Source organism: Kribbella sp. CWNU-51 (assembly GCF_054073265.1).
Window position 1 is genome coordinate 134,829 of sequence record NZ_JBSXMZ010000007.1, and the last position, 18,669, is coordinate 153,497.

Genomic DNA, 18,669 nt, shown 5'->3' on the forward strand with positions numbered 1-18,669 from the left:
CATGTCCACCACGCGGTTGCTGTTGCTCGGGGTCGTGCGGATCTTTCAGCCGGCCTATGGCTACCAGCTGCGCCGCGAGCTGCTCACCTGGAACGTGCAGGACTGGGCGAACATCAACCCCGGCTCGGTCTACACCGGTCTCCGCACCCTGGCCAAGCACGGGTACCTGCAGGAGCTCGAGCAGGACGGCGCCCACCGACCCGGGCGTACGTCGTACAAGCTGACGACCGACGGTGAGACGGAGTACTTCTCGCTGCTGCGGCAGATGCTGTGGACCGTGGACGGCTTCCACCCGGACCGGATGCAGGCGGCGCTGAGCTTCCTGTGGTCGCTACGGCGGGACGAGGTGCTGGCCGCGCTCGAGGCGCGGATCGTGCAGATCGAGCAACGCCTGAAGGCCGAGCCGTTCGCGGAGCGCCAGATCGAGGAGGACCCCGGTACGCCGAACCACGTGGTGGAGATGTTTCGCATCAGCACCGCCCGCGACAACGGCGAACTCGAATGGACCCGCAGCTTCCGCCGCCGGGTCCTCGACGGCGCCTACGCCTTCGCCGGCGAACCAGCCGACTGGAAACCGTACCCCGGCATGGTCACCCACTGGGGCGAAATCCCCGACCCACCCACCGAATAACCCCGCCCGCGAGCCTCCCCCCACGCCGCTCCTACGTCGCGCGATCGACCGCGTGGCTAGAGTCCGCCCGCGAGACCCCCGTCCGGAACAACCGAGCTGAGCCGGCCAGCCTTGATTCGTGGATCGCGGTTGCCGACACGCCGTCGATTCGCACCCGGATCCACGACTCGGCGGCACATCCCCGCCAGCGGACGCACCTCGATACACGACTCGACGACTGGCCAGCGCTGGTGGATCGACCTGGCAGTCGACCGCGGGCGGCGGCCCGCGAAGGTGGGTCGGGCGGGCGGGAGCGCGCGTAGCCAGCGCGACGGAGGAGCGACTGCGTAGCACGCGGGGGAAGATCCCGGACTTAATCAACATTGACTAGTCAAGGTTGAGTATTCCAGACTGGCGGGATGATGATCGAAGCTCGCGGACTTGTCCGCACCTTCAAGACCAAGCGCGGGCCGGTGCAGGCCGTGCAGGGGGTAGACCTGAATGTCGCCGACGGGGAGATCGTCGGCTTTCTTGGCCCGAACGGGGCCGGCAAGACCACCACGCTGCGGATGCTGGCGACCCTGATCACGCCGACCAGCGGGACCGCGACGGTGGCCGGCTGCGACCTGGCCAGGGATCCGGTCGGCGTCCGCCGCGGCATCGGTTACGTGCCGCAGAGCGGGTCGACGCTGCCCGAGGCGGTCGCCGGTGACGAGGTCGTCGACCACGCCCGCCTGTACGGCGTACCGAAGGCCAAGGCGATCGCGGACGGGCAACGGCTGTTCGAGGAGCTCGACCTGCCCGGCCTGTGGCGGCGGCAGTGCAAGACGCTGTCCGGCGGCCAGCGGCGCCGGCTGGACATCGTGATGGGGCTGGTCCACGATCCGAAGCTGATCTTCCTGGACGAGCCGACCACCGGCCTCGACCCGCAGGCGCGCGCGAACCTGTGGGAGCACATCCGCGGCCTGCGCGACCGCGGCGCGACGATCTTCCTCACCACGCACTACCTGGACGAGGCGGACGCGCTCTGCGACCGGATCCTGGTCATCGACCATGGCAAGATCGTTGCCTCCGGCACCCCGGAGGTACTGAAGCAGCAGGTCTCCGGCGACGCGGTCCGGCTCAGCCTGGCCGACGCCACTCAGGCTCCCGCGGTGAGCAAGATCGCGGCCGATCTCCAGGGCGCGGTCGAGGTCGAGACCGACGGCGACGTAGTCGGCTTCCGGATCCCCCAGGGTGGTTCGGTGCTGCCCGGCCTGCTCCGCTCGATCGATGCCCAGGGCATCGAGCTGCATGGCGTCGAGGTGCACCGTCCGACCCTGGACGACGTGTTCCTGACCATGACCGGTCGCTCCCTGCGGGACGAGGACGCCCCTGCGCCCGCACCTGAGAAGGACGCAGAGAAGGAGGCCGTGGCATGACCGCGCAAGCCCTGACCCGACTCCACTACCCCGGCAACGTGCTCCGCGAGACCTGGATCGTGTTCCACCGGGCGATGCGGTTGTCGCTGCGCAACCCGATGTGGTCCATCCTGATGCTCAGCCAGCCGCTGATGTACCTGTTCCTGTTCGGCCCGCTGCTGAAGCCGATCACCGCACAGATCAGCCAGGGCACGACCACGAACGCCTACCAGGTGTTCATCCCCGGCCTGATCGTCCAGCTCGGCATGTTCGGCGCGATGTTCGTCGGCTTCGGCCTGATCGCGGAGTACCGGGCCGGCGTGATCGAGGCCGACCGCGTCACCCCTGCGTCCCGGATCGCCCTGATGGCCGGGCGAGTACTGCGCGATGTCGTCGTACTCGTGGTCCAGTCGATCCTGCTGCTGCTCGCCGCTCTCCCGCTCGGCCTGCGCGCCCCGTGGGACGGCGTACTGCTGTCGCTGGTGGTCGTCGCCTTGCTCGGCGCGACGTTCGCCTCGCTGTCGTACTCGGTGGCGCTCATCACCAAGAGCGAGGACGCATTGGCCCCGCTGCTGAACGGGATCGCCATGCCGTTGCTACTACTGTCCGGCATCCTGCTGCCGATGCAGATCGGGCCGACCTGGTTGCAGCGGCTGTCCGACATCAGCCCGCTCAAGCATGTCGTGACCGGCGTCCGGGCTCTGTTTCGCGGCGACATCAGCAGCAGCGCATCGCTGTGGGGCCTCTTCTGGGTGGTCCTGCTGACAGTCATCGGCCTGGCGGTTGGTGCGCGAACCTTCCGCAAGGAATCCGCTTAGGTAAGCCGTTGTTCATCGGCGGGTTGCATGGCCGGGTTAGCGTCCGGCCATGCGCTCGCCGATGGTCCGTGGGGTCGTCGGCTCCGTCGTAGTCGCCCTGGCGAGTCTGGTGACGTCGGTGGTGCCGCCTTCCTCCTGGGTCGCCGCCCTGCCGATCACCGGCGGCCTGCGGCACTCCCTGCCCGGCCGGATGGTCGGACTGACGTTCATGGTGGCTGGGCTCGGCTTGATGGCCTGGGCCTGGCTGACCGTGGGCCGCCAGGTCATGACCGGGCAACGGGCGCCGCTGCTGCGGATGGCGGCGTACTGGAGTGCACCGCTGCTTCTCATCCCGCCACTGTTCAGCCGCGACGCCTGGAGCTACGCGGCGCAAGGCGCATTAGTCGCCGAGGGCTACAACCCGTACGACGTAGGCCCTGGCGTACTGTCCGGCCACATCGTCGAGGCAGTCGACCCGATGTGGATGCAGATACCCGCGCCATACGGTCCACTGCCCCTCGCGTACGGCGGTCTGGTCGCGCACCTGACCATGGACCCGTACATCCTGATGCTGGCTCACCGGCTCCTCGCCGTACTGGGCATCGTGCTGATCGCCTGGGCCGTACCGCGGCTCGCGACCGCCTGCCGCGTGGATCCGACCTTCGCGACCTGGCTGGTGGTGCTGAACCCGATGCTGATCACCCATGGCATCGGGGCCGCCCACAACGACGTACTAATGCTCGGACTGGCCTGCAGTGCGTTCGCTCTGGCCCTCAGGGGCCGATGGGGTACGGCGGCCGTCGTAGCGGGTGCTGCGGCTGCGGTGAAACTGCCGGGCGGGCTAGTGGTGATCGCTATCGCCGCGGTGATGAGCCCGCTGGCCGGACGGGCACTGCGGTTCGCCAGTCTGGCGATTGCGGGAGCAGTCTCGGTGCTCACCCTCGTCACCATCGGCGAACTGACCGGCGTGGGCTCGGGCTGGATGGGTGCGCTCGACGTACCGGGACTGGTCCGCTCGCCGTTCTCCATCGCCAACCTGATCGGCATGGCGGCGTCCGGCGTACTGCAGTGGTTAGGCGACGACTCAGCGGCTCAACAGGCGCTGCAGATCGTCCGCCTGTTCGGAATGGTGGTCGCGCTCAGTCTGATCGCCGCACTGAGCCTGCGCTCGTCCATCCACCACGCCGCCCGGGCTGTGGGCATCGCACTGCTGGCCGTGGTCCTGCTGGGTCCGAGCGCGCACGACTGGTACTTCCTGTGGTGTCTGCCGTTCCTGGCCGTCGCCCGACCCGGTCGCCGGCTGATCACGACCATGACCGCGGTCAGCCTCATCTTCACCATCGCCGCGCCACTCAACTCGTCCTTGCGCGGCGCAACGATCCCGATCCTCACCACGACAGCGCTCGTGATCGCCTCGGTCCTGCCATTGCTCAACCACCTCCGCACGCTGCATCCGGCGCGGAAGGTGGCGACGGCGGAGGTGCCACCCAGCAGCCCGGTTACGACTGGCTGAGCGCGGCCACGAGAGCCTCGTTCAGAGGCCGATGACTGCTGCGCGGAATGCGCGCTTCGACAACGTCCAAACCGGCGACCGTCGGCGAGAGCGCAGCTCGGAGTGCGTCGGGCGTCTCCACCAGCTGGTACGGCGTACCCGTGGCGGCGCAGAGCGCGGCGAGGTCCACGTTGTGCGGAGTGCCGAAGACGCGCTCGAAATGGGTCGAGTGGGTCGGGTCGCCCTGCTCGAGGGTGGAGAAGATGCCGCCGCCGTTGTCGTTCACGACCACGATGCGCAGGTCGGGCCGGGCTTCGTCGGGACCGATGACGAGCCCATTGCTGTCGTGCAGGAACGCCAGGTCGCCGATCAGCGCGTGCGTCGGGCCGGCGTTCGCCAGCGCGGCGCCGATCGCGGTCGAGACGGTGCCGTCGATCCCGGCCAGGCCGCGGTTGGCGATGGTCCGGATCGGGACGACCGGGGCGAGATCGAGGTCGCGCACCGGGTTCGACGAGGCGACCACGAGCATGCCGTCGGCACCGACCGCCTCGCCGACGATCGCCGCGACGCGCGGTCCGCTCAGGGTGTCGGCGAGGACCTTGTCGATCGCCGGACGCGCCAGCTGGTCCGCCTGCTGCCATCTATCCAACCAGTTGGTTGCATCGGCCGCGGTGACCTCCAGCCCGGTGACGACGGCCTTCGCCCGGCGGGCCGGATCCGGCCACAGCCCGGTCGGCGAGACCACGACCACCTCGATATCCGGCCGGGCCAGCAACTTGGAGATCGGCCGCGACAGCGTCGGGTGCCCGAACACCAGCACCCGCTCGATCTCATCCGCCATAGAGCTTGCCTGCAGCAACAAGCGGTACGCCGAGATCACCGAGGGACCGATCCGGGCCCGGCTGGACGGCTCAGCGAACAACGGCCAGTGCCCCGCCTCGGCCACCAACCGCGCGGCCTGCGACGCGCCGTCACCGGCGACCACCACGGTCTTCGGGCCCGGCGCCACCGCCGACGGCGGCCCGGCTGCGGCATGCACGGCGGTCCACGGCCCAGTACTGCGTCCAGACAGCGACTCCGGCCACTCAGGACCGTCCGTCGGCACCAGTGGCTCCGACAACGGGCAGTTGAGCTGCACCGGCCCCGGATCGGCAGACCGTGCGCCCACTGCGTTGGCCACGGCCCGTGCGACCTGTGAGCGCCAATACGCGACCTGACCGATCTCGCGGACCGGCGTACCCATCTCGTGGAACAGCCGGACCGCGGAGCCGAACACCTTCAGCTGGTCTGTCGTCTGGTTGGCGCCGCTGCCCCGCAACGCCGGCGGCCGGTCCGCGCTCAGCACGATCAACGGCAGTCCGCTGTGCGACGCCTCGAGCACAGCCGGGTGCAGGTTGGCCACCGCAGTACCGGACGTTGTCACCACGGGCACTGGCAGGCCGGTCCCCCGGATCAGGCCGATGGCTAGGAATCCCGCCGTACGCTCGTCGATCCGGACGTGTAGCCGGAGCCTGCCGTCCCGGTCCGCAGCGGCGAAGGCCAACGCCAGGGGGGCGCTCCGCGAGCCCGGAGCCACAACGGCCTCGCGGACGCCGTTCCGGATCAGCTCGTCGACGACCACCGTCGCGAACGCTGTGGACGGGTTCATCCGGCACTCCTCTTCTGCACTCGGGTCATCCGCTCTTCCCACACCGCGGTCCTGGACTCTGATGCGCGGGCCGCTTCCAGCAGTGCTGGGTCCGGCTGCACGCGCTTCACCGACAGCAAGCCGTCCACCGGCAGCAGCGGCTCAGCCACGACCTCTTGCGTGAACATCGACACTGTGGCCAGCCCGCAGGCGTAGGGCAGTTCCGGCAGCGCAGCGGCGAGGGCGACGCCGGCGGCGATCCCTACTGAGGTCTCGAGGGCGGACGACACCACGACGGGCAGTCCGATCTGCTCAGCGATCTCCAAGCACGCACGGACTCCACCGATGGGCTGCACCTTCAGAACTGCGATGTCCGCCGCGTCCAGCTTCTTGACCAGCAAGGGGTCTTCTGCCCGGCGGATCGACTCGTCCGCCGCAACCAGCACGTCGGTGCGACGCCGGACCGCAGCCAACTCCTCCACGGTCGCGCACGGCTGCTCGACGTACTCCAGGTCGAAGCGCTCGAGTTCCTTGAGGCACCGCACGGCCTCGTCGACCGACCACGCACCGTTGGCGTCGATCCGCACCCGGCCCGATCCGATGGCGTCCCGGACCGCTTCGAGGCGCTCCACATCGTCCGCGAGTGTCTGGCCCGGCTCGGCCACCTTCACCTTCGCAGTGCCACAGCCGGACGCTCTCACGATCTCCGCCGCCTTCACCGGGCCGACCGCCGGCACAGTGCAGTTCACCGGTACGACGTCCCGCACCGGTGCCGGCCACCCTTCGACAGCCGCCTCACGCGCCGCCCGCAACCATGCCACGCAGGTCGCGTCGTCGTACTCCAGGAACGGGCTCCACTCGGCCCAGCCCGCGGGTCCCTCGAACAGCATGCCCTCGCGGACGGTGATGCCGCGGAACTTGTTCTTCAGCCCGATCGAGTACGTGATCACCGCAGGCCCTCCAGCAGCGCCTGGCGATCAACCTTGCCCGAGGCAAGCATCGGCAGCGCGTCCAGCCGGATCACGTCCCGCGGCGCCCAGGTCCGCGGCAGCACCTCCGCCACGAAATCCCGCACCTCGTCCCGACCCGGCTCGCCCACGACGAACGCGACCACGCGCGTCCCCCACTCCGCATCGGGCACACCCAGTACGACGGCGTCCTTGACCTCGGGGTGCTCGAGCAATCGCGCCTGCACAGTCGTCAGCGTGACGTTCACCCCGCCCGAGATCACCACGTCATCCACCCGACCGACCACTCGCAGCCGGCCGTTCACGAACTCGCCGCGGTCCTGGGTCCGGAACCATCCGTCCCGCAGCACCTCCGCGGTGAGCTCCGGCCGCAGCCGGTACCCGGAGAACAGTGTGCTGCCCTTGATCAGGATCCGCCCGTCGTCCAAATCGATCCACGTCCCGTCCAGCGGCTCCCCGGCGTACACACATCCGCTGCCCGTCTCGGTCATGCCGTACGCCGGGATCGCGGTGACGCCGGCCTCCGCCGCTCGGGCCTTCAGAGGTGCCGGTGTGGAGGCGCCACCGATGACGATCGCGTCGAACGACCGCAATGCGTCCAGGTCCGTGTCCAGATAGCGCGCCAGCTGGGTCGGCACCATCGCCGTGTAGCGCCGGGCCCCGGTCATCGCCTTGGCGCTCGCGGTGAAGCTCTCGCCGAGCATCACCGGTGCCAGGCCGGCCACCACCGAGCGGGTGAGGATCTGCAGGCCGCCGACGAAGTACGGCTTCATCGGGAGCAGCCACTGGCCCGGTCCGCCGAGGCGGTCGTGGGTGGCGACCGCGGAGGCGAGCAAGGCCTCTCGGGAGAGCAGCACACCCTTGGGCTCACCGGACGACCCGGAGGTGGTCAGCACCACCGCACAGTCGTCCTCCAGCGGCTCATCCGGCGCCGCAGCCTGCCGGACACGGGCGGCCGCCGCCGGATCGGACGGCACCGGTGCGAACGGCGTACCGCTGCCGTCCAGTACGCCGGTGAGCGCGGACAACACGGCATCCGGCGTACCGGGGACCAGGCGCAAGGTAGACATGTCAGTCCGAGCGTACGGCCCTCGTTGCGGGCGCCGACCGAGTGGCTGACACAATCGACGGTCATGGCCACCCCTGCCCAGTGGATCGAAGGCGCGCGCCCACGCACGCTGCCCGCCGCGATCTCCCCTGTCCTCGTCGGAACCGGTGCGGCGGCGTACCTGGACGGCTTCGTCTGGTGGAAGGCACTGCTCGCCCTCGGCGTCGCTCTGGCCCTCCAGATCGGGGTCAACTACGCCAACGACTACAGCGACGGCATCCGCGGCACGGACGAGAACCGGGTCGGCCCACTGCGTCTGGTCGGCTCCAAGGTCGCCACTCCGGGACAGGTGAAGACCGCAGCGTTCACCTGCTTCGGCGTGGGCGCCGTACTCGGAGTGATCCTGTGCGCCACCTCCAACTGGTGGCTACTGGTCGCCGGCGCGGCCTCACTGATCGGAGCGTGGTTCTACACCGGCGGCAAGCGGCCGTACGGGTACCGCGCGCTGGGTGAGGTCAGCGTCTTCGTCTTCTTCGGACTGGTCGCCGTGCTCGGCACCACCTACGTGCAGGCCGAGACGCTGAGCTGGACAGCGGTCGCCGGTGCGGTCGCCGTCGGCTCCATCGCCTGCGCTCTCCTGGTCGCCAACAACCTCCGCGACATCCCCACCGACACCACCACCGGCAAACGCACCCTGGCCGTAGTCCTGGGCGCTTCCCGCTCACGCCGCCTGTACGCCGCCCTCGTCGCACTGGCATTCGTCCTCGCGGCCGTCTCGGCGATCGCAACCCCATGGACCCTGCTGGCCTTCATCGCGCTACCTCTCGCCGTCAAGGCAGTCCGAGTGGTCGTCAGCGACGCCGTCGGCCCAGCCCTCATCCCAGTCCTCAAGAACACCGGCCTGACCGAACTCCTCTACGCCATCGGATTGGCCATCGGCCTCGCCCTCGGCGGCTAGCGTCTGCCACCCGGGGCGGCCTCGACGGGGCAGCCTGTCGCGTATTGTTCCGAGACCGCGCGGTTCCATTCCTACAGTGGGTAACGATTGCACACGCTTTGTCGATACCCGGGACGTGCACGCGTTGACGTGTTTGGGTCAGGAGCGCATCCTGGCATCACGTCTGTAGGGGGATCATGGGGTCGATTTGGGAGACCAGATTCAACAATCATCCGCTCTGGGCGCTGATCAATCAGATCACTGGCGAACTCAATGGCCTCGCGCTGCCGGATGATGTGGAGTTGGCGGATTCGCTGTCGCGCCTGCACTGGCTGGTCGAGACAATCAATGCGCATCGGCAGGAAGACCCGCGACGCTACTCGACGCGCATGCTGGACAATGTCCACATTCATATCGCGGCAAACGTGCAGGACCACCTCTCTCAGTACGCACGGGATCCCGACGGGTTCGCACCTCACCTGCGGACTGCCGCTGATGGCATCGACGCTGTGCTCGAGCACCTGGGAACCTGGCCGCCGCTGAGTCCGAAAGGTGCCGGGCAAGTCGCGCGGAAGGCACACTCACAGTACGAAGCCTCGATGAAAGTTTCGCTCGAAGCTCTCCAAGCAGATCGAGATCAGCTCCTTCGCCAGGTGGAGGAAATTCGTCAGGCCGTCGCCGTCACGATCACCCAGTACAAGGGAGAACTGGAGAAGGAGATCAAGGATTCGCTGGAGCTGCAGATCTCGGCGACAACGCAGACTTATCGGGAGAACCTCGATGAGCTTGAGGAAACGCTCATGACGGCCGTACTCGGAGCAAGTCGAGACTTGGCCAGCTTGACCGAGATGCGATCTCAGGGCGCGAATGTCTTGACCGCGCTTACTCAACAGGCGGTCGCCGACAGCTACGGAGAGAATGCGCGCAACAAGGCGTTCGCGGGTTGGACCTGGGATTTGTTGGGACTTGCCGTCGGCGGGGTTCCGCTGGTCATCCTCCTGGCCCACTACTTCAGCTCGGATTCAAATGTCCTGTCATCGACGACCATCACCTTGACGAGGCTCGCGATCGCCCTCACAGCAATCGGGCTCGCCTGTCTCTGCTTCCGCCGCGGGTCCGTCAATCATCGTGAATCACGAAGAGCCAAGCGGGCCGATCTTCGGCTGCGGACCGTCCATGGATTCATCGCCAATCAGCCCGAAGAGGTCAGGGAGGCTGTGCTCGAGGGCATGGCGAATCGCATCTATCTCCAAGGCATTTTGGACGGCGACGACGACCACGACGGCGGGCGAGTCGAGTTGGCTACCTACCTCGCCCGGTCCCGAGCGCGACACCAGGCGGACTACCTGTAGGCACGCGTGGGTTACCCCCTACACCTGCTCGGGCTCGCTCCAGCGGCCGGTGGCTGCGAAGGCTTCCAGGGTTGTCATGTACGGCGTGATGTCGATGCCGCTCGTGCGTAGCCAGGCATCGTCGTAGTACGTATTGCCGTAGCGTTCGCCGCTGTCGCAGAGGAGCGTGACGATGCTGCCGCGGACCCCGGTACGGCGCATCTCCGCGGCCAGCCGCAGCGAGCCCCAGAGGTTGGTGCCGGTCGAGCCACCCACCAGGCGGCCGGTGACGCGGGAGCAGAAGCGCATGGCGGCGATCGAGGCGGCGTCGGGGACCGAGATCATCCGGTCGACCACGCCGAGCACGAAGGACGGCTCGACACGGGGCCGGCCGATGCCCTCGATCCGGGACGGGCGGCCGGTGGAGAAGTCGTGATCACCGGCCTCGAAGGCGGGGAAGAAGGCCGAGTTCTCGGGGTCCACCACCGCGACCGAGGTGTCGTAGCGCTGGTAGCGGACGTAGCGGCCGATGGTGGCCGACGTACCGCCCGTGCCGGCGCCGACCACGACCCAGGCCGGGATCGGGTGCTGCTCGAGCTTCAGCTGACCGAAGATCGACTCGGCGATGTTGTTGTTGCCCCGCCAGTCGGTGGCGCGCTCCGCGTACGTGAACTGGTCCATGTAGTGGCCGCCGGTCTCCTCGGCCAGCCGCTTGGCCTCGCCGTAGATCTGGCCGGACCGCTCGACGAAGTGGCAGCGGCCGCCGTAGAACTCGATCAGCTCGACCTTCTCCGGGCTGGTCGAGCGCGGCATCACCGCGACGAACGGCAGGCCGAGCAGGCGGGCGAAGTACGCCTCGCTGACCGCGGTCGAGCCGCTGGACGCCTCGATCACCGTGGTGCCCTCGTGGATCCAGCCGTTGCACAGCGCATACAGGAACAGCGAGCGAGCCAGCCGGTGCTTGAGCGAGCCGGTCGGGTGCACGGACTCGTCTTTCAGGTACAGGTCCACGCCGGTGCCGTCCGGCATCGGGAACACGTGCAGGTGGGTGTCCGCGCTGCGGTTCGCGTCCGCGTCCACGATCCGGATCGCCTCCGAGACCCAGGCCCGCGCCTTGTCGTCCCGGCGATCCACCTCACGACACACCCCGGCAACCTCACTCATGCGGGCCAGGCTAGGGCGTACAGCGCGATTTGAGTATTCCTACGCTCAGCAATCACCGCTCCCGCCGAAAGGATGGGACCCATGGTGCCCCTGGGATTCGAGCCGCACTTCTCCACCGGTGACGTGGTGCTGATCGCGGTGGTCGTCATCGGCTTCGGCGTACTGACAGCTCTGCCCGCGACCGCCACGCTCGCCGCGGTCGGACACCGGCGCGGCGGGCAGCACCGCGGATGGAACGCGTTCTGGTACTGGTTATGGGGCACCGCGCTCACGCTGGGGAGCGTGGTCGCCTTCCTCTACCTGCACCTCTCGTGGTGGTCGATCCCGCTCAGCTGGCCGCTCCCGCTGCTGCTCGCGTGGGCACTCAATCCCAGGACCCGGCGACCCGGCGGCGAGCTAGGTTGGGGAACATGACGACCCGGCAGGGGGAGCGATGAGCGAGAACGAGGTTCGGCCGACGCGGCAGCGGACGACGCTGACCGACATCAGTTCGCGGGCGTGGGAGCACCCGGCGGACCGCGGCGCGCTGGTGGCCCTGCGGCAGCTGAAGGGCTTCGACTACGTCCTGCGGAAGATGTCCGGGATGATCAACGAGCGGGCCTTCCGGCTGCAGTTCCTCGGCGGGGCGATCCGGGTCGACGAGCGGCAGTTCCCGGACGTGCACCGGCTCTTCACCGAGGCAGGTACGACGCTCGACGTCCGGCAGCTACCCGAGTTGTACGTGACCAACAGCCCGATCTGGAACGCCGTCACGATCGGCATGGACAGGCCGTTCATCGTGGTGAACAGCGCCCTGCTGCAGGGCCTGGACGAGGAGGAGCTGCGGTTCATCCTCGGTCACGAGCTCGGCCACGCACAGAGCGGGCACGCGCTCTACCAGTCGCTGCTGCTGTGGCTGATGCGGCTGACCGGCGCGATCAACTGGATGCCGATCGGCGCGCTGGGCCTCCGCGCGATCATAGCCGCCCTGCACGAGTGGTCCCGCAAGGCCGAGCTGTCCGGCGACCGGGCCGGCCTGCTTGCGGTCCAGGACCCGGCGGTCGCGCTCCGCGTCCAGATGAAGCTGGCCAGCGGCGGCCAGCTCGGCGAGCTCGACACCACGGCCTTCCTGGCGCAGGGAACGGAGTACGAGAGCGCCGGCGACCTGCGCGACAGCGTGCTGAAGCTGCTGCTGCTCGAGGCGCAGACGCACCCGATGGCCGTGATCCGCGCGCACGAGCTGCGGCGCTGGGTCGACGACGGCGAGTACACGACGATCGTCTCCGGCAACTACCCGAAGCGCCAGGACGACGCCACGGCGTCCATGTCCCAGGAGGCGAAGAACGCAGCCAAGTCCTACACCGACGCCTTCAACCGCTCCCAGGACCCGCTGGCCAAGCTGGTGCGGGACATGGGCGACGGCCTGGGCGGCGTCCGCGACTGGGTCTCCTCCAAGTTCCCACCGCCGCGCGGATGATGATCGAGCTACAAGACATCGGGCCGGACGACTGGAAGCTCTGGCGCGAACTCCGGCTGGCCGCACTGACGGAAGCGCCGTACGCGTTCGGCTCCCAGCTCGCGGACTGGGCGGACGCGCCGGAGGACCGCTGGCGTGAGCGGCTCAGCGTGCCCGACGCGTATCAGCTGATCGCCTCGCTCGAGGGTACGCCGGTCGGCATGGCCGGCGGATTCCATGCCGAGGAGCCCGAGGTCGCCGAACTCGTGTCGATGTGGATCGCCCCGGCCGGCCGCGGCCAGGGTGTCGGTGACGCTCTGATGACCGCGATCGAGGACTGGGCCCGTGATACCGGCGCCCGGGTCCTGAAGCTGTCGGTTGTCGACGGCAACGACCCGGCGCACAACCTCTACCTGCGAAGCGGTTTCACCGACACCGACGAGCTGGGCGACCTGATGCCGGACGGTATCCACCGCGAGATCGTGATGCGCAAGGCGCTCTGACCCCGGGTACGACGAAGGGCCCGCTTCCCCCTCCCGGGAAGCGGGCCCTTCGGGTCTGCTTCGGAGCCTCAGCCCACGTGGACGGGTCCGTCAGCGTTGTCCGTGGCCAGATCCTCGTGCTTGATCGACAGGCCGACCAGCGTGATCACGGCCGCGCCCAGCGCCAGGAACGCGGACCAGACGAACGCCCGGGTGAAGCCGTGGGTCGTCGCCAGCGCCGTGAACTGACCCTGCAACTGCTTGATCTGGTCCGGCGACTGACCAGCCTCGGCGGCCTTCTGCAGGCCCGGGGCCAGCTCGGTGAACTTGTCCTTGATCGCGCTGGTGGAGATCGTGCCGAGCAGCGCCAGACCGATCGCGCCACCGATCTGCTGGACCGTGTTCAGCACCGCGGAGCCGACACCGGAGTCCTCGTGCGCGACGCCACTGACCGCGGTCAGCGTGATCGGCACGAAGATCAGGCCCATCCCGAACGACAGCACCAGGATGTACGGCAGCAGGTGGGTCAGGTACGTCGAGTCGATCTCGAGCCGGCTGAACCCGAACATGCCGGCCGAGACCAGCACGCCACCGGTGCCGGCGATCCACCGCGGGTCGATCCGGGCCACCAGCGTCGAAGCGACCTGCGCCGCGACCACGATGCCGACACTGAACGGCAGGAACGAGATACCGGTCTTCAGTGCGCTGTAGCCCATAATGCTCTGCACGAAGATGCCCAGGAAGTAGAACATCGAGAACATCGCCGCACCGACGATCAGCATCACGAAGAAGCTGACCCCACGGGTCCGGTTCGCGAGGATCCGGAACGGCAGCAGCGCGTGCCGCGACCGGGCCTCGATAGCGAGGAAGATCCCGATCAGGGCCAGACCGCCGAAGATGTAGGTCAGCGTCGCCGCGTCGCCCCAGCCGTTCGAGGCCGCGTGGGTCAGCCCGTAGACCAAGGAGGTCAGACCCAGCGTGCCGGTAATCGCACCGGGCAGGTCGAACTTGCCGGTCTGCCGGGCCGACTCACCCAGGAACCGGAACGCCAGCACCGCCACGACCAGGCCGATCGGCGTGTTGATGAAGAAGGTCCACCGCCAGGATGCCTCGGTCAGCAGGCCGCCCAGGATCAGGCCGACGGCCGCGCCGGCCCCGGACATCGCGGCGTACACGGCCATCGCGCGGTTGCGCTCCTTGCCGGCCGGGAAGGTGGTGGTGATCAGGGCGAGCGCGTTCGGCGCAGCCGCGGCCGCCGCGACGCCCTGCAGGATCCGGCTGACCAGCAGCACTCCCTCGGTCTGGGCGATACCGCCGACGAACGACGCCAGGCCGAACAGCACGACGCCGAAAACGAAGACCTTGCGGCGGCCGAGGATGTCCCCGATCCGGCCGCCGAGCAGCAGCAGGCCGCCGAACGCCAGCGCGTAGGCGTTGACCACCCACGGCAGCGACGCGTTGCTGAAGCCCAGATCGTCCTTGATGTGCGGCAACGCGATGTTGACGATGGTGCCGTCCAGGACCACCATCAGCTGCGCCATGCAGATCAGTGCGAGCGCGATGCCGAGGTTGCGGTGACCGTGGCCTGCCCCTGAATCGGACAGAGCTGGCTCGGTCACCGAGTCGACCGGCCGGTTCTCCGGCGGATCGGCGTTGATGACTTCTTCGGACATAAGAAAACTTCCCCTCTTGGGCAGACTGTCTTGCTTGTCGCGAACCGGCCCCTCACCGGTCAGCTCACCTGCGACCCCCGCGCCGCAGGCAGGATCACGTTGTCGATCACTCGGAGGATCAGGTCGTCCGTGGGCTCGACGCCGAGGATGTACGCGTGGTGGATGATGACCGCCGGCAGCGTCACCGAGAGCAGCTCGATGTCGACGTCCGGCGCGATCTCGCCGCGCTCGACGGCCCGGGCGTAGACCGTGGCGACCACGTCCTGCCGGGGCGCGAGGAAGCGCTCCTGGAACGCCTTCTGCAGCTCCGGGTCGCGGTGCAGGGCGGTGAGCAGACCGGCGATCACCGACATCGGCAGCTCGTCGGTGAAGCCGCCGTCACCACACGACATCGAGATCAGGTCGCCCCGCAGGCTGCCGGTGTCGACGTCCTCGGGGATCGGGCAGCCCTTGGCCCGGCTGATCGCGTCGACGACCAGCTCGGCCTTGGTGGTCCAGCGCCGGTACAGCGTCGCCTTGCTGGCCTTCGCCGCCGTCGCCACCGCGTCCATGGTCAGCCGGTCGTAGCCCAGCTCGGCCACCACCGCGACGGTCGCGTCGAGGATCTCCTCCTCGCGACCACCCTCGACCCGCGGCCGCTGCCGCACCCCTGCTGTCTCGACCATGATCACCCAGCGTAAGCAAATAGTAGCTGATAGAACGAAACGGTTTCGTTTCATCAACCACACTACGACTGATGTGAAGGGATGCACAAAGGATTTTCCCGCAAACGCGGAAGTGGCTTAGGTCACTCTCCGTACCAGTCGATCGAGTGGTACGGCGTTCTGCCGCCTGGACGCGGCGCAGTTGCCCGAACGGGCTACCCGAAGGATCGGCCGGAACTACCGGTCAGTCGTCGTCTTCGGCGGTGCGGGCCTGCTCGATCCGGTGCGAGATCCGCTCGGCCCGGTGCTCGATCTTGCCGGCCAGCCGGTCGCGGGCGGCGCGGAGGACGAAGATCGACAGGATCGACGAGGCGATCAGCGCGAGCAGCAGCAGCGGGAACAGGCTCAGCCAGTTGTTCAGCGCGAACCACAGCACCGCGAAGCAGACGGCGAACAGCGCCGCCCGCAGGCCGGTGTAGATGGCGAACTCCTTCATCTCACACCCCAGCGTAGGAGTGCAGACCGGAGACCAACAGGTTGACCCCGACGAAATTGAAGATGAACACGAACCAGCCGACGATCGCGATCGTCGCGGCCCGGCGGCCCCGCCAGCCCGCGGTCGCCCGCGCGTGCAGGTAGGCGGCGTACACCACCCAGGTCACCAGCGACCAGACCTCCTTGGGGTCCCAGCCCCAGTACCGGCCCCAGGCGTACTCGGCCCAGATCGGCCCGGCCACCAGTACCCCGAAGGTCCACAGCGGGAACGCGAACGCCAGCACCTTGTACGCCGTACTGTCCATCGACTCCGCACTCGGCAGCCGGCGCAGCGACGCCGACATCGTGCCACCGGCCAGCACCTTCCGCTCGGCCCGGGCCTTGATCAGGTAGAGCACCGAGATGAGGCCGCCGACGGTGAACGCACCACCGGAGATCGCGGCCGAGGACACGTGGATGACGAGCCAGTAGGAGTGCAGCGCCGGCACGAGCGGACCGGCCGGCGTGTACAGCGCGAGCGTCGCGAGCCCTAGTACGGCGGCGACCACGAGGGTCACGCCGAGCCCCAGCCACTGGAGCCTGTAGCGCTGCACGAAGATCAGGTAGACGATCGCGACGGCCAGTGACGCCGTGATCGAGAACTCGTACATGTTGCCCCACGGCACCCGGCCGGCCGCCAGGCCGCGCGTGACCACTCCGCCGAGGTGGAAGACGAAGGCCAACCAGGTCAGCAGCAGCCCGATCCGGCTGGCTGCCTCCAGCCGCTCCATGCGCCCGGTGGCGTCAGGTATGTCGCCAGTCGAGCCCGCGGTGACCTGCTCGCCGTCGGAGGCGACCAGGACCTCCTCCTTCACCGCGGCCGTGTTCGCCACCGCCGAGCGGCCGAGGGCCCACTCCATCGCGTGCGACATCATCGCCAGGGCGTAGATCACGGTGGCGGTCGGGATCAGCAGGTTGGAGACGTGCGCGTAGGTCTCCGGGCTCATGATGTCTCCTGCGTGCTCGATCGATCAGGTCTGAGTACCGCACCGATGGCCCGGATCTCATCGCCGAGGCCACGCTCGGGTCCGCGGTCCAGCCCCGCCACCTCGACCACCGTACGCCCGTCCTCGGTCCGGACCCGCACCCAGGTACGGCGCGGATGCACGAACAGCGAGCCCATCAGCCCGAGGATGGCCAGCAGGATGCCCGCGAGCGCGAGATCCGTGCCGGGAGTGTGGCTGACCTGCAGCTTCACCCAGCGGCTGTAGCCGTCGAAGGTGATCGTGCCGGCTTTGTCCGGCAGCGCCTGGGTCTGGCCCGGCGCGAGCTGGAACCGCCACTTGTCGCCGTTCTGCTCGAACTGCGTGAGCTTGGTCTTGTCCAGCTGGTATACCGACTCCGGCTTCCCGGTCTCCGGCTGTGGGCGGCCGTAGTACCCGGTCATCACCAGCATCGGGTTGAGATCGTCGGGGAACACCGAGACGGGACCGCGCTGGTCGATCACCGCGGTCGGCAGGAAGAAACCTTCGAAGCCCAGCGTCATCGGCCGGGCGTCCGGCGCCTTGATCACGCCGAACGACGAGAAGTTGTTGTCCTGCGGCAGGAACGGCGCCGGCCCGGAGAACGCGACCTGCCCGTTGCCGTCCCGCACGGTCACCCGCGGCGCGTAGCCGTGGCCGAGCAGGTAGAGGCTGCTGCCGTCGAGCTTGAGCGGGTGGTTGACCTGCAGCTCGTACGACTTCTCCGGTGCGTCCGGTGTCTCCTGGTACGCCAGCTGGGCCTTGAACTCCCGGGCCGCACCGCGCTGCGGCCCGTCCTCCTGGAACTTGACCTGGAAGTCCTTCACCGTCAGGGAGAACGGCGGCAGATCCTGATCGCCGCTGAACGCCCGCCCCGGCGTGAAGTCGTCGTACTGCGCGACCGTGTTGGAGAAACCGTTGCCCACGACAACCAGGACGGTGCCGCGGTAGCCGAACAGCGAGCCCCACGCGACCCCGACCAGCGCCAGGATCAGCGAGAAGTGGAACAGCAGGTTGCCCGCCTCACGCAGGTAACCACGCTCCGCCCCGACGGCACCGTCGTACGCCTGGACGCGGAAGCGGCGTCGCTTCAGCTCCCGGGTCGCGAGCTCGAGGACGTCGCCCTCGGAGTCGACGGTGAAGCGCTCGTACCCGGGCAGCCGGTTGAGGTTGCGCGGCGGCTTCGGCGGCCTGGCCCGGATCGCCTTCAGGTACACGCCGAGCCGGGGCACCACGCACCCGATCAGCGAGATGAACAGCAGCAGGTAGATGGCCGAGAACCAGGGCGACTTGTAGACGTCGAAGAGACCGAGCTTGTCGTAGAACGGCCCGAGCTTCGGGTGCGTCGTGAGGAAGTCCGACACCTTGATCGGATCGATCGCCGTCTGCGGGATCAGCGAGCCCGGCACCGCGCCGAGCGCGAGCAGGAACAGCAGCACCAGCGCGGTCCGCATCGAGGTGAGCTGCCGCCAGGTCCAGCGCAGCCAGCCGACCAGGCCGAGTGCGGGCGGTTCGTTGCCGGAGCCCCCGGTCGGTGCGGCGATGTGGTCCTTGACCTCGGTCAC

General features: G+C 68.4%; 18 protein-coding genes. 9 read left to right on the plus strand and 9 right to left on the minus strand.

Translation table 11 applies throughout. From position 1 onward, the window contains the following. Position 1: 1 nt before the first annotated feature. From ACXC9Q_RS09015 to mptB, 4 genes are all read left to right on the plus strand, one after another. Positions 2-631 (plus strand): PadR family transcriptional regulator, encoded by a 630-nt coding sequence (locus tag ACXC9Q_RS09015; protein WP_457056028.1) that lies wholly within the window; start codon positions 2-4, stop codon positions 629-631. Between the two features lie 398 nt (positions 632-1,029). Continuing rightward, entirely contained in the window at positions 1,030-2,031 is a 1,002-nt protein-coding gene (locus tag ACXC9Q_RS09020; protein WP_457056029.1) for an ATP-binding cassette domain-containing protein, read from the plus strand. Beyond that, positions 2,028-2,828, plus strand: a complete 801-nt coding sequence (locus ACXC9Q_RS09025; RefSeq protein WP_457056030.1) for an ABC transporter permease — start codon at positions 2,028-2,030, stop codon at positions 2,826-2,828. The genes ACXC9Q_RS09020 and ACXC9Q_RS09025 overlap by 4 nt, the downstream gene beginning before the upstream one ends. 49 nt (positions 2,829-2,877) lie before the next feature. Then, the gene (mptB, locus tag ACXC9Q_RS09030; protein ID WP_457056031.1) at positions 2,878-4,320 is read left to right on the plus strand and encodes a polyprenol phosphomannose-dependent alpha 1,6 mannosyltransferase MptB; all 1,443 of its coding nucleotides are present in this window, start codon (positions 2,878-2,880) and stop codon (positions 4,318-4,320) included. Here mptB and menD read toward each other — a convergent pair. From menD to menE, 3 genes are read right to left on the minus strand one after another with little or no spacing between them, the layout of a single operon-like run. Beyond that, complete coding sequence (menD, locus tag ACXC9Q_RS09035) at positions 4,307-5,947, minus strand: 2-succinyl-5-enolpyruvyl-6-hydroxy-3-cyclohexene-1-carboxylic-acid synthase (protein ID WP_457056032.1); 1,641 nt, start codon at positions 5,945-5,947, stop codon at positions 4,307-4,309. The two genes, mptB and menD, sit on opposite strands and share 14 nt — an antisense overlap. Continuing rightward, entirely contained in the window at positions 5,944-6,876 is a 933-nt protein-coding gene (locus ACXC9Q_RS09040; protein ID WP_457056033.1) for an o-succinylbenzoate synthase, read from the minus strand. Before ACXC9Q_RS09040 ends, menD begins: the two co-directional genes overlap by 4 nt. Then, positions 6,873-7,964, minus strand: coding sequence for an o-succinylbenzoate--CoA ligase (menE, locus tag ACXC9Q_RS09045; RefSeq protein WP_457056034.1), 1,092 nt, complete (start codon positions 7,962-7,964; stop codon positions 6,873-6,875). Before menE ends, ACXC9Q_RS09040 begins: the two co-directional genes overlap by 4 nt. Before the next feature lie 63 nt (positions 7,965-8,027). Here menE and ACXC9Q_RS09050 point away from each other — a divergent pair, with 63 nt between their 5' ends. Together ACXC9Q_RS09050 and ACXC9Q_RS09055 are read left to right on the plus strand one after the other, a co-directional pair. Next, positions 8,028-8,900 (plus strand): 1,4-dihydroxy-2-naphthoate polyprenyltransferase, encoded by an 873-nt coding sequence (locus tag ACXC9Q_RS09050; RefSeq protein WP_457056035.1) that lies wholly within the window; start codon positions 8,028-8,030, stop codon positions 8,898-8,900. Positions 8,901-9,076: 176 nt separating this feature from the next. After that, entirely contained in the window at positions 9,077-10,231 is a 1,155-nt protein-coding gene (locus ACXC9Q_RS09055; RefSeq protein ID WP_457056036.1) for a hypothetical protein, read from the plus strand. Positions 10,232-10,249: 18 nt separating this feature from the next. On the opposite strand, the gene cds1 is transcribed toward ACXC9Q_RS09055, so the two are convergent. Beyond that, positions 10,250-11,374 carry an L-cysteine desulfhydrase Cds1 gene (cds1, locus tag ACXC9Q_RS09060; RefSeq protein ID WP_457056037.1) on the minus strand — a complete coding sequence of 375 codons (1,125 nt, stop codon included), beginning with the start codon at positions 11,372-11,374 and terminating at the stop codon, positions 10,250-10,252. A gap of 81 nt (positions 11,375-11,455) precedes the next feature. Between cds1 and ACXC9Q_RS09065 the strand changes: the two genes are divergently transcribed. The 3 genes from ACXC9Q_RS09065 to ACXC9Q_RS09075 are packed head-to-tail and all read left to right on the plus strand — an operon-like array spanning position 11,456 to position 13,312. Continuing rightward, positions 11,456-11,788, plus strand: a complete 333-nt coding sequence (locus tag ACXC9Q_RS09065) for a hypothetical protein (protein WP_457056038.1) — start codon at positions 11,456-11,458, stop codon at positions 11,786-11,788. Between the two features lie 19 nt (positions 11,789-11,807). Continuing rightward, on the plus strand, positions 11,808-12,830 hold the full coding sequence (locus ACXC9Q_RS09070) for a M48 family metallopeptidase (protein ID WP_457056039.1): 1,023 nt from the start codon (positions 11,808-11,810) through the stop codon (positions 12,828-12,830). Then, positions 12,827-13,312, plus strand: coding sequence for a GNAT family N-acetyltransferase (locus tag ACXC9Q_RS09075; RefSeq protein WP_457056040.1), 486 nt, complete (start codon positions 12,827-12,829; stop codon positions 13,310-13,312). The genes ACXC9Q_RS09070 and ACXC9Q_RS09075 overlap by 4 nt, the downstream gene beginning before the upstream one ends. 68 nt (positions 13,313-13,380) lie before the next feature. Here the strand turns inward: ACXC9Q_RS09075 and ACXC9Q_RS09080 are convergent, their stop codons facing one another. The 5 genes from ACXC9Q_RS09080 to resB all read right to left on the minus strand — a co-directional run bounded on the left by ACXC9Q_RS09080 (position 13,381) and on the right by resB (position 18,669). Next, a complete protein-coding gene (locus ACXC9Q_RS09080; protein WP_457056041.1) occupies positions 13,381-14,964 on the minus strand; it encodes an MFS transporter in 1,584 nt (527 codons plus the stop codon). Positions 14,965-15,023: 59 nt separating this feature from the next. Next, positions 15,024-15,629, minus strand: coding sequence for a TetR-like C-terminal domain-containing protein (locus ACXC9Q_RS09085; protein WP_457056042.1), 606 nt, complete (start codon positions 15,627-15,629; stop codon positions 15,024-15,026). A 223-nt stretch (positions 15,630-15,852) separates the two neighbouring features. After that, entirely contained in the window at positions 15,853-16,104 is a 252-nt protein-coding gene (locus tag ACXC9Q_RS09090) for a DUF4229 domain-containing protein (RefSeq protein WP_328525927.1), read from the minus strand. A 1-nt stretch (position 16,105) separates the two neighbouring features. Further along, positions 16,106-17,089: a c-type cytochrome biogenesis protein CcsB gene (gene ccsB / locus ACXC9Q_RS09095; RefSeq protein WP_457056043.1), complete on the minus strand. Its 984-nt coding sequence runs from the start codon at positions 17,087-17,089 to the stop codon at positions 16,106-16,108. Continuing rightward, a complete protein-coding gene (gene resB, locus ACXC9Q_RS09100) occupies positions 17,086-18,669 on the minus strand; it encodes a cytochrome c biogenesis protein ResB (RefSeq protein WP_457056044.1) in 1,584 nt (527 codons plus the stop codon). The genes ccsB and resB overlap by 4 nt, the downstream gene beginning before the upstream one ends.